Below are 14461 nucleotides of genomic sequence, written 5' to 3'. Positions count from 1 at the left end.
GCAATCCAATGAAGCATATCGTCAAGAACATCCACTTCGTGGGCATCGGCGGCGCCGGCATGAGCGGCATCGCCGAGGTCCTGCTGAACCTGGGATACAAGGTCTCGGGTTCGGACGTGGGCAACAATGCCGCCACGCGGCGCCTGGCGTCGCTGGGCGCCACCGTCATGCACGGCCATGACGCCGCCAACGTGAGCGGCGCCAACGCAGTGGTGGTGTCGACCGCGGTCAGCGGCGACAACCCCGAAGTGCTCGCCGCGCGCAGCCAGCGCATCCCGGTGGTGCCGCGCGCGGTGATGCTGGCCGAGCTGATGCGGCTGAAGCAGGGCGTGGCCATTGCCGGCACGCACGGCAAGACCACCACCACCAGCCTGGTGGCATCGGTGCTGGCCGAAGGCGGCCTCGATCCGACCTTCGTCATTGGCGGCCGGCTGAACTCGGCCGGCGCCAACGCGCGCCTGGGCACCGGCGATTTCATCGTGGCCGAGGCCGACGAATCGGATGCCTCGTTCCTGAACCTGTTCCCGGTCATCGAGGTCATCACCAATATCGATGCCGACCACATGGACACCTACGGGCACGACTTCGCCCGGCTCAAGCAGGCGTTCATCGAATTCACCCAGCGGCTGCCTTTCTACGGCATCGCGGTGCTGTGCGTGGACGACCCGAACGTGCGCGAGATCCTGCCGTTCGTGTCCAAGCCGGTGGTGCGCTACGGCTTTGCCGACGACGCGCAGATCCGCGCCGTGGATGCGCGCGCGGTCGACGGCCAGATGCACTTCACCGTGCTGCGCCAGCTCAACGGCCATACCGAGCCGCCGCTGGAGATCGTGCTGAACCTGCCCGGCATGCACAACGTGCAGAACGCGCTGGCGGCGATCGCCATCGCCACCGAGCTGGAGGTGCCCGACGCCGCCATCGTCAAGGCGCTGCGCGAGTTCCACGGTGTTGGCCGCCGTTTCCAGCGCTACGGCGAAGTCGCCACGCCAGACGGCGCCGGCACCTTCACGCTGGTCGACGACTACGGCCACCACCCGGTGGAAATGGCCGCCACGCTGGCCGCGGCGCGCGGCGCCTTCCCCGGGCGCCGCCTGGTGCTGGCGTTCCAGCCGCACCGTTTCACCCGCACGCGCGATTGCTTTGAAGACTTCGTCAAGGTGCTGGGCACGGTCGATGCCCTGCTGCTGTCCGAGGTTTACGCCGCCGGCGAGTCGCCGATCGTGGCCGCCGACGGCCGTGCGCTGACCCGCGCGCTGCGCGTGGCGGGCAAGGTCGAACCTGTTTTCGTGGAGCAGATGGAAGAGATGCCGCAGGCCATCCTGAATGCCGTACGGCCCGGCGATGTGGTCGTGACCATGGGCGCGGGCTCGATCGGCGGCGTGCCGGGGCAACTGGTGTCGCACCAGCAACCGCTGCAAGGGAGCCAGGCATGAGCTTCGTCGCGCATCCCAATATCGATCCCAAGTCGCTGGGCAAGGTCGGCGTGCTGCTGGGCGGGCGCTCGGCCGAGCGCGAGATCTCGCTGATGTCCGGCAACGGCGTGCTGGCCGCGCTGCAGTCGCGCGGCGTCGACGCGCACGGCTTCGACCCCGGCCTGCAGGGCGTGGCCGAACTGGCGGCGGCCGGTTTCGACCGCGTTTTCATCGCGCTGCACGGTCGCTACGGCGAGGACGGCACCATCCAGGGCCTGCTGGAGCAGCTGGGCGTGCCGTACACCGGCAGCGGCGTGCTGGCCTCGGCGCTGGCCATGGACAAGCAGGCCACCAAGCGCCTGTGGATGACGCACGGCCTGGCCACGCCGCGCTTCGCCATGCTGCAGGCAAGCACCGACTTTGACGCGGTGGTGGCAGACCTGGGCCTGCCGCTGATCGTCAAGCCGGCGCGCGAAGGCTCGTCGATCGGGCTGACCAAGGTCACCGCGGCGGACCAGATGCGCGCCGCCTTCGACAAGGCCGCGGCGCTGGACAACGACGTCATCGCCGAGACCTTCGTCGACGGCGCCGAGCTGACTTGCCCGGTGGTGGGCGAGGGCGACAGCGCCGAAGCGCTGCCGGTGATCCGCATCGTCGCACCCGAGGCCAACTACGACTATCAAAATAAGTACTTTACTGACGATACCCAGTACTTGTGTCCGTCGGGCCTGGATGCCGAAGTCGAACGGCAGGTGCAGGCGCTGGCGGTGCATGCCTACCGCGTGCTGGGCTGCCGCGGCTGGGCGCGCGCCGACGTGATGCTGCGCGCCGACGGCACGCCTTTCCTGCTCGAGATGAATACCTCGCCGGGCATGACCGGCCATTCGCTGGTGCCGATGGCGGCGCGCGCGGTCGGCATCAGCTACGAGGACTTCGTGCTGCAGGTGGTGGCCGCCGCCACGCTGGACCTGCATCCCAACGAGCATTGGAAACCCGAATAACTTCACCTGACAGGACCGCACCGGACCATGTGGCATAACGCACGCCTGCTCAACCTGATCGCCTCCACGCTGTATGCGGTGGTGGCGCTGATGGCGCTCGCGGCAGGCCTGCTGTGGCTGGCGCAGCGGCCGGTGTTTGCCATCACGCACGTGGAGATCGGGCCAATGGACGGCGGCGCCCTGCGCCACGTGAATGCGCCGAGCGTGCGCGCCAGCGCGCTGGGCAAGCTGACCGGCAACTTCTTCACGCTGGACCTGAACACGGCGCGCCAGGCGTTCGAGTCGGTGCCGTGGGTGCGGCGCGCCAGCGTGCGGCGCGAATGGCCCAACGGCCTCGCGGTCGAGGTCGAGGAGCACGAGGCGCTGGGCACCTGGGGCGCGCCGGACAGCGGCCGCCTGATCAATACCTATGGCGAGATCTTTGTCGCCAACACCGCCGAGGCGGAAGAAGACGCGCAGCTGCTGGCGCTGGACGGGCCGCCGGACAGCGAAGCCGACGTGATCGAGAAGCTCGAGGTCATGCGCCAGTGGTTCAAGCCGCTCAAGGCCGAGCCGCTGGCGGTGGCCCTGTCCGGCCGCTACGCCTGGCGCGCGCGCCTGTCCAACGGCATGGAGGTCGAGCTGGGGCGCGAGCAGAACGACGAAGACCGCACCGCGATGGACCAGCGCGTGCGCCGCTTCGTCGCGGCCTGGCCGCAGGTCACGCAGCAATGGGGCAGCCAGATCGAATATGCCGACCTGCGCTATCCCAACGGCTTCGCCATCCGCGCCGCCAATGCGCGCTTCCTGACCGAGGCGCAGATCGCGGCAGCGGTGCGGGCCGAAAAGGCAGAGAAAGCGGCCAAGGCAAAGGCGGCGAGCGCGGCGACCAGCGCTGCCAGGCCGGGGGCGGCCGCAACGGTTTCAGGTACATCCAACAACAATCCGACGCGACTGAAGAGCAAGAACGCGGAGAAAACCCGATGAGCAAGGAATACAAGGACCTGTTGGTCGGTCTCGATATCGGCACCTCGAAGGTGGCGGCCGTGGTGGCGGAACTGCGCCCCGACGGCAGCTACGAGGTGATCGGGATGGGCCAGTCTGAGTCCAAGGGTCTGAAGAAAGGGGTCGTGGTCAACATCGAGGCCACCGTGCAGTCGATCCAGAAGGCGCTGGAAGAGGCCGAGCTGATGGCCGACTGCAAGATTTCGGAGGTCTTCACCGGCATTGCCGGCAGCCATATCCGCAGCTTCAACTCCAGCGGCATGGTGGCGATCAAGGACAAGGAGGTCACGCAGACCGACGTGGCGCGCGTGATCGAGACCGCCAAGGCGGTCAATATCCCGACCGACCAGCAGATCCTGCACATCCTGACGCAGGAATTCATCATCGACGGCCAGGAAGACGTGCGCGAGCCCATCGGCATGAGCGGCATCCGCCTGGAAGTGAAGGTGCATATCGTCACCGGCGCGGTCAGCGCCGCGCAGAACATCGTCAAGTGCGTGCGCCGCTGCGGCCTGGAAGTGCACGACCTGATCCTGCAGCCGCTGGCGTCGAGCCTGGCGGTGCTGACCGAGGACGAGAAGGAACTGGGCGTGGTGCTGGTCGACATCGGCGGCGGCACCACCGACATCGCCATCTTCAGCGAGGGCGCGATCCGCCATACGGCCGTGATCCCCATCGCCGGCGACCAGATCACCAACGATATCGCGATGGCGCTGCGCACGCCGACCCCGGACGCCGAGGACATCAAGATCCAGTACGGCATCGCCAAGCAGGCGATCGCCGACCCGGAAGACATGATCGAGGTGCCGGGCGTGGGCGACCGCGGCACGCGCACGCTCAGCCGCCAGGCGCTGGCCGCGGTGATAGAGCCGCGCATCGAAGAGCTGTACTCGCTGGTGCACCAGGTGGTGCGCGAGTCGGGTTATGAAGAACTGTTGTCGTCGGGCGTGGTCATCACCGGTGGCACCGCGATGATGCCGGGCATGGTCGAGCTGGGCGAGGACATCTTCCTCAAGCCCGTGCGCGTCGGCGTGCCCGAGTACCGCGGCAACCTGCACGAGGTGGTGAAGAGCCCGCGCTATGCGACCGTGATGGGCCTGCTGCTGGAAGGCCGCGTGCAGCGCATGCGCGGGCGCAAGGTGGCGGTGCAGAGCGGGTCGGTCAAGCAGGTGTGGACCCGCATGAAGGAATGGTTTGTCGGCAATTTCTGATCGACGCGGAAATTGACGCGCTAACGATGCAACGGCGCGCGGGCAGGGCTGTCTACCGGACAGGCCGGCGTGCCGGATGGAAGTTTTCTGATTTTCTTTTTTTGGTTTCTTGTTCAGAAACCAGGGGTTGCGGCGGGGAGGCCGCATCGTCTGGGGACTGATTTTTCTCGGAGGCAGTGATGGACTTTGACATGATCGAAACGGAAGTGATGGACGGCACCATCATCAAGGTGGTCGGCGTGGGCGGCGCGGGCGGCAATGCCGTGCAGCACATGATCAGCCGCGGTGTCCAGGGCGTTGAATTCATCTGCATGAATACCGACGCCCAGGCGCTCAAGCGTTCCACCGCTTCGCGCGTGCTTCAACTCGGCAATACGGGCCTGGGCGCTGGCGCCAAGCCGGAAGTCGGCCGCGGTTGCGCGGATCAGGCCCGCGAGCAGATCGCCGACGCGCTGCGCGGCGCGCACATGGTCTTCATCACTGCCGGCATGGGCGGCGGCACCGGCACGGGCGCCGCGCCGATCGTCGCGCAGGTGGCCAAGGAGATGGGCATCCTGACCGTGGGCGTGGTCAGCAAGCCGTTCGACTTCGAAGGCGCGCGCCGCGCCAAGGTGGCCGAGCACGGTTCCAGCGAACTGGAATCGAGCGTCGACTCGCTGATCGTGGTGCTCAACGAGAAGCTGTTCGAAGTGATGGGCGACGACGCCGAGATGGACAAGTGCTTCCAGTGCGCCGACGACGTGCTGCACAACGCGGTGGCCGGCATTGCCGAGATCATCAACGTTGACGGCCTGGTGAACGTCGACTTCGAAGACGTCAAGACGGTGATGGGCGAGCAGGGCAAGGCCATGATGGGGACGGCCACCGTGTCGGGCGTGGATCGCGCCCGCCTGGCGGCCGAGCAGGCCGTTGCCAGCCCGCTGCTGGAGGGCGTGGACCTGTCCGGCGCGCGCGGCGTGCTGGTCAACATCACCGCCAGCCGTTCGCTCAAGCTGTCGGAAACCAAGGAAGTCATGAACACCATCCGCAGCTACGCCGCGGAAGATGCGACCGTGATCTTCGGTACGGTGTACGACGATTCGATGAGCGATGCGCTGCGCGTGACCGTGGTCGCGACCGGCCTGGGCCGCTCGGCCAAGAAGCAACAGCCGATGACCCTGCTGAAGACCGGCACCGACAACATGCCGGTGCAGATGATGGCCAACATGGCAGCCACCGCCGCGCAGCACAGCTCGCCGGACTACAGCAACCTGGATACGCCGGCAGTGTGGCGCAGCTCGCGTGAGTCGGCATCGGCCCACGTGGCGGCGCTGCAGGAAAAGGGTGTGGATACGTACGATATCCCGGCCTTCCTGCGCAAGCAGGCAGACTGAAGCCTGCCTGGCGCGGCATCGGTGCCTCCACCGGCCGCCTGACGGAATGCGTCGCCTGGTCGCGATGCACGTGCGCTCCCCATCCGCGCGTGCCTTGCATGGCTGACGTGAACCGCCGGGCTGCTGGCGGCGCCGCGCCTGCGCCGGACTGACTTCACCCGCATCCCGTTGCCGGGTTCGGGCGTGCCGCTGGCCGCCTCCCCGGACTGGTTTCCCGCCTTCCCGGTCGGGATGTATCGCCGTCCGCGCGGCGCACCCAAAAGGTGCGCCGCGCGGACGTCTTTGTAGCGTCTTCAGCTGTATCGGAATTCGTCCGAATATTGGTTCGAACGCAAGCGAATGTGATCCGGCTTTGGCAGCGCCGGGCGGGCGCCTATGATCGTTAGGTTGCCCAGCGGCAACGCGCCGCCATGCGGCCCCGCATCCGTCCTATCCTTCATAGACCCGTCCAGACACCCAAGGAAAACCAGAAAGCCATGATCACTGTCGGTTCCCGCGTCCCCGACGCCACGCTGCAGGAATTCTTCGAGACCGAAAGCAACGGCTGCGCGCTCGGCCCCAATGCGTTCAAGGTGGCGGATCTGGTCCGCGGCCGCAAGATCGTGGTGTTCGGCCTGCCCGGCGCTTTCACGCCGACGTGTTCGGCCAAGCATGTGCCAGGCTTCGTGCAGCATGCCGAGGCCTTGCGAGCCGCCGGCGTGGACGAGGTCTGGTGCGTCTCGGTCAACGATGCCTTCGTGATGGGCGCCTGGGGCCGCGAGCAGCAGGTGGCCGGCAAGGTCCGGATGATGGCCGACGGCAGCGCCGAGTGGACGCGCGCGCTGGGCCTGGACCAGGACCTGAGCGCGCGTGGCATGGGCGTGCGCGCCAAGCGCTTTGCCATGGTGATCGACGATGGCGTGGTGACCCGGCTCGATGTCGAGGCCCCCGGTGAATTCCGCGTCAGCAGCGCCGAGGCGGTGCTGGCGGCGTTGCGTGGCTGACACAGTCATCCGGGTAAACGTGGATAATACGTAACTTGCGACGGGTGTGTTAACAGCCGGAAACAAAAGCCGGCTGCAGCGCCCCGGATGTGGTGGTAAAATCCCTTAATCAAAAAGATAACACGATAGATTTTAATAATTGTTGAGGCTGTCATGCTCAAACAGCGCACGATCAAATCCCTGGTGAAGACCGTTGGCATCGGCCTGCACTCCGGCCGCAAGGTCACGCTGACGCTGCGACCGGCCCCGGCCGGTACCGGCATTGTCTTCACCCGCGTCGACCTGCCCGAGGCCGTCGAGATTCCCGTGGCCGCGTCGGCCATCGGCGACACGCGCCTGGCGTCGGTGCTGCAGAAGGATGGCGCGCGCGTTTCCACCGTCGAGCACCTGATGTCCGCCTGCGCCGGCCTGGGCATCGACAACCTCTATGTCGACGTCGACGCCGAGGAAATCCCGATCATGGACGGCAGCGCGGCGTCCTTCGTGTTCCTGCTGCAGTCGGCCGGCATCGAAGAACAGAACGCGGCCAAGACCTTCATCCGGGTGAAGAAGCCGGTGGAAGTACGCGAAGGCGACAAGCTGGCGCGGCTGGAGCCGTTCTTCGGCTTCAAGCTGTCGTTCACCATCGACTTCCGCCACCCGGCGGTCGACAAGACCGGCCAGACCTTCTCGATCGATTTTGCCGACACCAGCTATGTGCGCGAGATCGCCCGCGCCCGCACCTTCGGCTTTGCGCACGAGGTCGAGGCCCTGCGCGAGATGGGCCTGGCGCGCGGCGGCAGCCTGGACAACGCGATCGTGCTGGACGAGCACCGCATGCTCAACAACGAGGAACTGCGCTACGGCGACGAGTTCGTGCGCCACAAGATCCTGGATGCGATCGGCGACCTGTACGTGGTGGGACATCCGCTGATCGGTGCCTATGTGGCGAACAAGTCCGGCCACGGCCTGAACAACCAGTTGCTGCGCGCGCTGCTGGCGGACCAGGAGGCCTACGAGCTGGTCACCTTCGACCGCGTCGAGGAAGCTCCGGCGGCGTTCCTGCCGCAGGCCCAGCCGGCTTTCGCCTGAGCTGCCCCGCATAGAGAAAGAGCCGACCTGTACAGGTCGGCTCTTTTGCTTTGGAGGCGGCGCGGACGCTCAGCGGTGATGTGACAGCAGCGTATTGAGCGCGTCGCGCAGCGGCGAATCCGGCAGGCTGCGCGCGAGCTGGTCCAGATTGGCCAGCCCGGTGGGCGTCATGCGGCCGCCGGTGCGCGGGCGTGCCACCGGCTCCACCTCCCAGTCGGAATGGCGCTGCACCTCGGGCTGCACCCGCACGCGAATCGAGGTGACCGGCGAGCCGCGCTGCTGCAGGCGTCCGAGCAACGTCGGCACGACCTGGCGCACCCGCGCCGCGGCCGCGCCATGGGCCGCCAGCAACAGCAGTACCTGGCCGTTCGGGTCGGACGGATCGCGCTTGATGCCGGCCACGGCCAGGCCCGCGCGCATGCCCGCCGGCAGCAGCGCCAGCACCTCGGCTTCCAGCACCGACAGCTGGCGCGCGGTCTGCAGCAGCGTCGACACCGGGCCGGCCTTGTCCAGCCAGTCGTTGAGCGGCTTGGCGGCGGGGGTCTGCAGGGCGGGATGGGTGAAGCGGCGCATGGATCCATTCTAGCAAGGGGCGGCGCATGCACGCAGGGCGGTGCGGGCGGAAAGCGAGGGCGGCCGGAAGAAGCCGGCGCTACCATCCCAAACTGCTCGCGGCAGGGCGCCGCGCCAGCGCGCCGCGCCGCCGGCCGTGACCCCGGCACATGATAAACTCGGCGTTTTGCGCCAATCTATCCATTACCGCGCCCGGCCGCCGGGGCAGCCCGCCTTCGCTGGGGATGCCACCCGGTTCCGCGCAGGTGAAAGCAATCGATGATCACGGGCCTTCTCAAGAAAGTCTTCGGCAGCCGCAATGAGCGGCTGATCAAGCAATACCGCCGCACGGTGGCGCAGATCAATGCGCTGGAGCCGAAGTTCGAGCAGCTCTCCGACGACGAGCTGCGCGGCATGACCGAGGCCTTCCGGCAGCGCCACGCCGGCGGCGAATCGCTCGAGGCGCTGCTGCCCGAGGCTTTCGCCGTGTGCCGCGAGGCCAGCAAGCGCGTCATGAAGATGCGCCACTTCGACGTGCAGCTGATCGGCGGCATGGTGCTGAACGACAACAAGATCGCCGAAATGCGCACCGGCGAAGGCAAGACCCTGACCGCGACACTGGCCGTGTACCTGAATGCCATCACCGGCAAGGGCGTGCACGTGGTCACCGTCAACGACTACCTGGCGCAGCGCGATGCCGAGTGGATGGGCCGGCTGTACAACTTCCTGGGCCTGTCGGTGGGCGTGAACCTGTCGCAGATGGCGCACGATCAGAAGCAGACGGCGTACAACGCCGACATCACCTACGGCACCAACAACGAGTTCGGTTTCGACTACCTGCGCGACAACATGGTCTACGACCCGTCGCAGCGCGTGCAGCGGCCGTTGCACTACGCCATCGTCGACGAGGTGGACTCGATCCTGATCGACGAGGCCCGCACCCCGCTGATCATCTCCGGCCAGGCTGAGAACCAGACCGACCTGTACCAGCGCATGAACGGCATCCCCAAGCTGCTCGAGCGCCAGATCGGCGAAGAAAAAGCCGACGGCACCGGGGTCGAGAAGCCGGGCGACTACTACGTCGACGAGAAGGGTCACCAGGTCTACCTGACCGAGGCCGGCCATGAAAAGGCCGAAGATATCCTGTCGCAGCTGGGACTGATCGGCGAGGGCGAATCGCTCTACGCGCCGCAGAACATCACGCTGATGCACCACCTGTACGCGGCCCTGCGCGCGCACAGCCTGTTCCATCGCGACCAGCACTACGTGGTGCAGAACGACGAAGTCGTGATCGTCGATGAATTCACCGGGCGCCTGATGACCGGCCGTCGCTGGTCCGATGGCCTGCACCAGGCGGTGGAAGCCAAGGAAGGCGTCACCGTCCAGCAGGAAAACCAGACGCTGGCGACCGTCACGTTCCAGAACTACTTCCGCATGTACGAGAAGCTGGCCGGCATGACCGGCACGGCCGACACCGAAGCGTACGAGTTCCAGGAGATCTACGGCCTGGAAGTGGTGGTGATCCCGACCAACCGCCCGACCCAGCGCAAGGACCTGCAGGACCAGATCTACAAGACCGGCAAGGAACGCTACGACGCCGTGGTGCGCGATATCCGCGACTGCTACGAGCGCGGCCAGCCGGTGCTGGTGGGCACCACCTCGATCGAGACCTCGGAATACCTGTCGGGCCTGCTCGAGCGCGAGCAGCTGCCGCACCAGGTGCTCAACGCCAAGCAGCATGCGCGCGAAGCCGAGATCGTGGCGCAGGCCGGCCGCCCCAAGATGATCACCATCGCCACCAACATGGCGGGCCGCGGTACCGATATCGTGCTGGGCGGCAACGTCGAGAAGCAGGCCGGTTTCATCGAGGTCGACGCCAGCCTGGCCGACGCTGACAAGGCCGCGCGCATCCAGCAGCTCAAGGATGAATGGCAGTCGCTGCACGAGCAGGTCAAGGCCGCCGGCGGTCTGCATATCGTCGGCACCGAGCGCCACGAGTCGCGCCGTATCGACAACCAGCTGCGCGGCCGTGCCGGCCGCCAGGGCGACCCGGGTTCGTCGCGCTTCTACCTGTCGCTGGACGACCAGCTGCTGCGCATCTTCGCCGGCGACCGCGTGCGCGCGATCATGGAGCGCCTGAAGATGCCCGAGGGCGAGCCGATCGAAGCCGGCATCGTCACACGCTCGATCGAATCGGCGCAGCGCAAGGTGGAAGGCCGCAACTTCGACATCCGCAAGCAGCTGCTGCAGTACGACGACGTCGCCAACGACCAGCGCAAGGAAATCTACAAGCTGCGCAACGACGTGCTCGAAGCCAATGACGTCGGCGAAATGGTGGTCAACCTGCGCGAGAGCGTGCTGATCGAGCTGTTCCGCGACCACGTGCCGGCCGACACCATGGAAGAGCAGTGGAACATCGCCGGCCTGGAAACGCGCCTGCGCGAGGACTGGGGCCTGGAAGTGCCGCTGGCGCAGACCATCGAGGGCGCGCAAAGCATCGAGGACGAAGAGCTGCTCAACCTGATCATGAAGGCGGCGACGGAGCGCTACGACAGCAAGGTGGCCATGGTCGGCCGCGAGTCGTTCGCCGGCTTCGAGCGCTCGGTCATGCTGCAGAGCATCGACACCCACTGGCGCGAGCACCTGGCAGCGCTGGACCACCTGCGCCAGGGCATCCACCTGCGCGGCTATGCGCAGAAGGACCCCAAGCAGGAATACAAGCGCGAGTCGTTCGAGCTGTTCGCGCGGCTGCTGGACGTGATCAAGAACGAAGTCACGCGCGTGACCTTCAACGTGCAGATCCAGTCGCCGGAAGAACTGGAACAGGCCTCCGAGGAGATCGAGGAAGGCCTGACGCACCTGGAGAACGTGCAGTACAAGCACGATGAGTTCGCCGAAGGCCGCGAGCCGGTCGAGCAGGCGGCGCCATCGCCGCGCACCGGCACCGCCGTGGCCGCCGCCGAGCTGGCGCTGGCGGGCATGCCCAAGGTCGGCCGCAACGATCCGTGCCCGTGCGGCTCGGGCAAGAAGTTCAAGCAGTGCCACGGCAGGCTCAGCTGAGCTGAGCCACGCCGGGCATCCGGTATGACGCCGCTCCCCGCAGCACGGGAGTGGCGCAAGAGGAATCGAACATGCCCGCCCTTCGCGGGCATGTTCGTCTGAGACCAGCAAGTCGCTAGCAGCAACATCGAGGAGTCCTGCATGCCCGTCAATCTTCCGCTGCCCCAGGCAGAGAACCTGAAATCCGTCGCCGGCGTGGAGCTCGGCTGGGCCGAGGCGGGCATCCGCAAGGCCAACCGCAAGGACGTGCTGGTGGTGCGCGTGGCCGCAGGCAGCACGGTGGCCGGCGTCTTCACCAGCAACCGCTTTTGCGCCGCGCCGGTGCAGGTTTGCCGCGAGCACCTGGCGGTTGCAAACAAGTCGGGCAAGGGCATCCGGGCGCTGGTGGTCAACACCGGCAATGCCAACGCCGGCACCGGCGAGCAGGGCCTGGCCAATGCCCGCGCCACCTGCGACGCGCTGGCCGCGCAACTGGGCATCGATGCCGCGCAGGTGCTGCCGTTCTCGACCGGCGTGATCCTCGAGCAGCTGCCGATGGACCGGCTGCTGGCCGGGCTGCCCGCCGCCATCGCCAACGCCGGCGCCGACAACTGGCTGGCCGCAGCGGAAGCGATCATGACTACCGACACCCAGCCCAAGGTCGCATCGCGCACGGTGCAGATCGACGGCAAGACCGTGACGCTGTCGGGCATCAGCAAGGGGGCGGGCATGATCCGCCCGAACATGGCGACCATGCTGGGCTTTATCGCCACGGACGCCGCGGTGGCACAGCCGGTGCTGCAGGCGCTGGTGACGCATGCCGCCGATCATTCGTTCAACAGCATCACCATCGATGGCGATACCTCGACCAACGATTCGTTCGTGCTGATCGCCTCGGGCAAGTCCGGTGCGGTGGTCGACCGCGCCGAAGGTCCGGCCTTCGATGCGCTGCGCGAGGCGGTGACCAGCCTGGCGCAGGAGCTGGCGCAGATGATCGTGCGCGACGGCGAAGGCGCCACCAAGCTGATCACCATCCGCGTCGAAGCCGGCAAGGACGTGGCGGAATGCCGCCAGATCGCCTACGCGGTCGCGCATTCGCCGCTGGTCAAGACCGCGTTCTATGCTTCGGACCCCAACCTTGGCCGCATCCTGGCCGCAGTGGGCTATGCCGGCGTGGACGACCTCGATGTCGGCCGCGTCAACCTGTGGCTGGACGATGTCTGGGTCGCACGCGATGGCGGCCGCAATCCCGACTACCGCGAAGAAGACGGCCAGCGCGTGATGAAGCAGGCCGAGATCACGGTGCGCATCGCGCTGGGCCGCGGCAACGCCGAAGCCACCGTGTGGACCTGCGACCTGTCGCACGACTACGTGTCGATCAACGCCGACTACCGTTCCTGAGCACTCTGCTTTGCTTCCCTCTCCCGCCGAGGGGAGAGGGAGCAAGCAACCATCGGCACCCTACATTCCCTGACGCCCCGCTGCCATGTCCGACCTCGCCGCCCGCCTCGATAACTTCCTTGCCCGACTCGAACAATGGCTGCCGCCGCAACTGAGCGACGCGGACTGGCAGGAGGCGGTCGCGTTCCGCTGGCGCAAGCGTCAGAGCCTGTTCGGCAATATCGGCTACCTGCAGCCGGTGCGCCAGCTGCCGCCGATCCACCTGGACGACCTGAAGAACATCGAGCGCCAGAAGGATGCCATCGTCGGCAATACGCGCCAGTTCGTGAACCGCCTGCCGGCCAACAACGTGCTGCTGACCGGCGCGCGCGGCACCGGCAAGTCGTCGCTGATCAAGGCCTGCCTCAATGCCTTCGTCAAGGACGGGCTGCGGCTGGTCGAGGTCGATAAGGATGACCTGGGCGACCTGGGCGATATCGTCGAGCTGGTCACGCAACGGCCCGAGCGCTTCGTGATCTTCTGCGACGACCTGTCGTTCGAGGAAGGCGAGTCGGGCTACAAGTCGCTCAAGTCGGCGCTGGATGGCTCGGTGGCGGCGCAATCGGACAACGTGCTGATCTACGCCACGTCCAACCGGCGGCACCTGCTGCCGGAGTACATGAAGGACAACGAGAGCTACCGCCACACCGACGACGGCGAGATCCATCCCGGCGAAGTGGTCGAAGAGAAGATCTCGCTGTCCGAGCGCTTTGGCCTGTGGCTGTCGTTCTACCCGCCCAAACAGGACGAGTACCTGGCCATTGTCGGCCACTGGCTGCGGCACTTCGGCTGCACCGACGAGGACATCGCCGCCGCGCGCGGCGATGCGCTGGTGTGGGCACTGGAGCGCGGCTCGCGTTCGGGCCGGGTGGCCTGGCAGTTCGCGCGCGACTGGGGCGGCAAGCACGGCAAGCCGTACATCGCCGATGTTGCCGGGGACGCCAAGGCATGAGCGCGGCGACGCAGAACCCCGCGGCCACCGGCGGCAACCCGCCGCGCAAGGTGACCGAGGTGGCGGTCGGCGTGCTGGTGCAGTCCGACGGCCGCTTCCTGCTGGCGCAGCGCCCGGTCGGCAAGCCCTACGAGGGCTACTGGGAATTCCCCGGCGGCAAGCTGGAGCCGGGCGAGTCGGTGGAAGCAGCGTTGGCGCGCGAGTTGCATGAAGAGCTAGGGCTTGATGTCACGCAATGCGAGCGCTGGCACATCCTGGAACATGACTACCCGCACGCCTATGTGCGGCTGCATTTCTGCAAGGTCACGGCCTGGCAGGGCGAGCCCGTCGGCCGCGAAGGCCAGGCCTTCTCGTGGCAGGGCACGCCGGTGACGGTGGGGCCGCTGCTGCCGGCCACCATTCCCGTGGTGGCATGGCTGGCCGAGGAAGCGCGCAACGGCTGA

The 14461-nt window shown here is 66.9% G+C and carries 12 protein-coding genes; 11 read left to right on the top strand and 1 reads right to left on the bottom strand.

Annotated features, from left to right (window positions below; all coding sequences use genetic code 11):
* The first annotated feature begins 8 nt into the window (after positions 1–8).
* The 7 genes from murC (at position 9) to lpxC (ending at position 8035) form a co-directional block, all read left to right on the top strand.
* On the top strand, positions 9–1433 hold the full coding sequence (gene murC / locus MKD50_RS22985; protein ID WP_240072673.1) for a UDP-N-acetylmuramate--L-alanine ligase: 1425 nt from the start codon (positions 9–11) through the stop codon (positions 1431–1433).
* Entirely contained in the window at positions 1430–2413 is a 984-nt protein-coding gene (locus MKD50_RS22980) for a D-alanine--D-alanine ligase (RefSeq protein WP_240072672.1), read from the top strand. The genes murC and MKD50_RS22980 overlap by 4 nt, the downstream gene beginning before the upstream one ends.
* 27 nt (positions 2414–2440) lie before the next feature.
* Complete coding sequence (locus MKD50_RS22975) at positions 2441–3379, top strand: cell division protein FtsQ/DivIB (RefSeq protein WP_115704893.1); 939 nt, start codon at positions 2441–2443, stop codon at positions 3377–3379.
* Positions 3376–4608, top strand: coding sequence for a cell division protein FtsA (gene ftsA, locus MKD50_RS22970; RefSeq protein WP_012353950.1), 1233 nt, complete (start codon positions 3376–3378; stop codon positions 4606–4608). The genes MKD50_RS22975 and ftsA overlap by 4 nt, the downstream gene beginning before the upstream one ends.
* Positions 4609–4787: 179 nt before the next feature.
* Positions 4788–5981, top strand: coding sequence for a cell division protein FtsZ (ftsZ, locus tag MKD50_RS22965; protein ID WP_092306216.1), 1194 nt, complete (start codon positions 4788–4790; stop codon positions 5979–5981).
* A gap of 476 nt (positions 5982–6457) precedes the next feature.
* Positions 6458–6964, top strand: coding sequence for a peroxiredoxin (locus MKD50_RS22960; RefSeq protein ID WP_252668787.1), 507 nt, complete (start codon positions 6458–6460; stop codon positions 6962–6964).
* A 153-nt stretch (positions 6965–7117) separates the two neighbouring features.
* Positions 7118–8035 (top strand): UDP-3-O-acyl-N-acetylglucosamine deacetylase, encoded by a 918-nt coding sequence (gene lpxC, locus MKD50_RS22955; protein WP_062801809.1) that lies wholly within the window; start codon positions 7118–7120, stop codon positions 8033–8035.
* Positions 8036–8104: 69 nt separating this feature from the next.
* Here lpxC and MKD50_RS22950 read toward each other — a convergent pair whose 3' ends face one another.
* The gene (locus MKD50_RS22950; RefSeq protein WP_115704887.1) at positions 8105–8608 is read right to left on the bottom strand and encodes a DciA family protein; all 504 of its coding nucleotides are present in this window, start codon (positions 8606–8608) and stop codon (positions 8105–8107) included.
* A 258-nt stretch (positions 8609–8866) separates the two neighbouring features.
* Between MKD50_RS22950 and secA the strand changes: the two genes are divergently transcribed.
* From secA to MKD50_RS22930, 4 genes are all read left to right on the top strand, one after another.
* Positions 8867–11647: a preprotein translocase subunit SecA gene (secA, locus tag MKD50_RS22945; RefSeq protein ID WP_252668785.1), complete on the top strand. Its 2781-nt coding sequence runs from the start codon at positions 8867–8869 to the stop codon at positions 11645–11647.
* Between the two features lie 141 nt (positions 11648–11788).
* A complete protein-coding gene (argJ, locus tag MKD50_RS22940; protein WP_252668784.1) occupies positions 11789–13027 on the top strand; it encodes a bifunctional glutamate N-acetyltransferase/amino-acid acetyltransferase ArgJ in 1239 nt (412 codons plus the stop codon).
* 85 nt (positions 13028–13112) lie between these two features.
* Entirely contained in the window at positions 13113–14018 is a 906-nt protein-coding gene (locus MKD50_RS22935) for an ATP-binding protein (protein WP_115704881.1), read from the top strand.
* The gene (locus MKD50_RS22930; RefSeq protein ID WP_252668783.1) at positions 14015–14461 is read left to right on the top strand and encodes an NUDIX domain-containing protein; all 447 of its coding nucleotides are present in this window, start codon (positions 14015–14017) and stop codon (positions 14459–14461) included. The genes MKD50_RS22935 and MKD50_RS22930 overlap by 4 nt, the downstream gene beginning before the upstream one ends.

This window comes from Cupriavidus mimosae (genome assembly GCF_023952485.1).
Classification (GTDB): domain Bacteria; phylum Pseudomonadota; class Gammaproteobacteria; order Burkholderiales; family Burkholderiaceae; genus Cupriavidus; species Cupriavidus taiwanensis_C.
The sequence above is the reverse complement of the archived record's forward strand: the minus strand, read 5'-3'. Positions and strand labels throughout refer to the sequence as shown.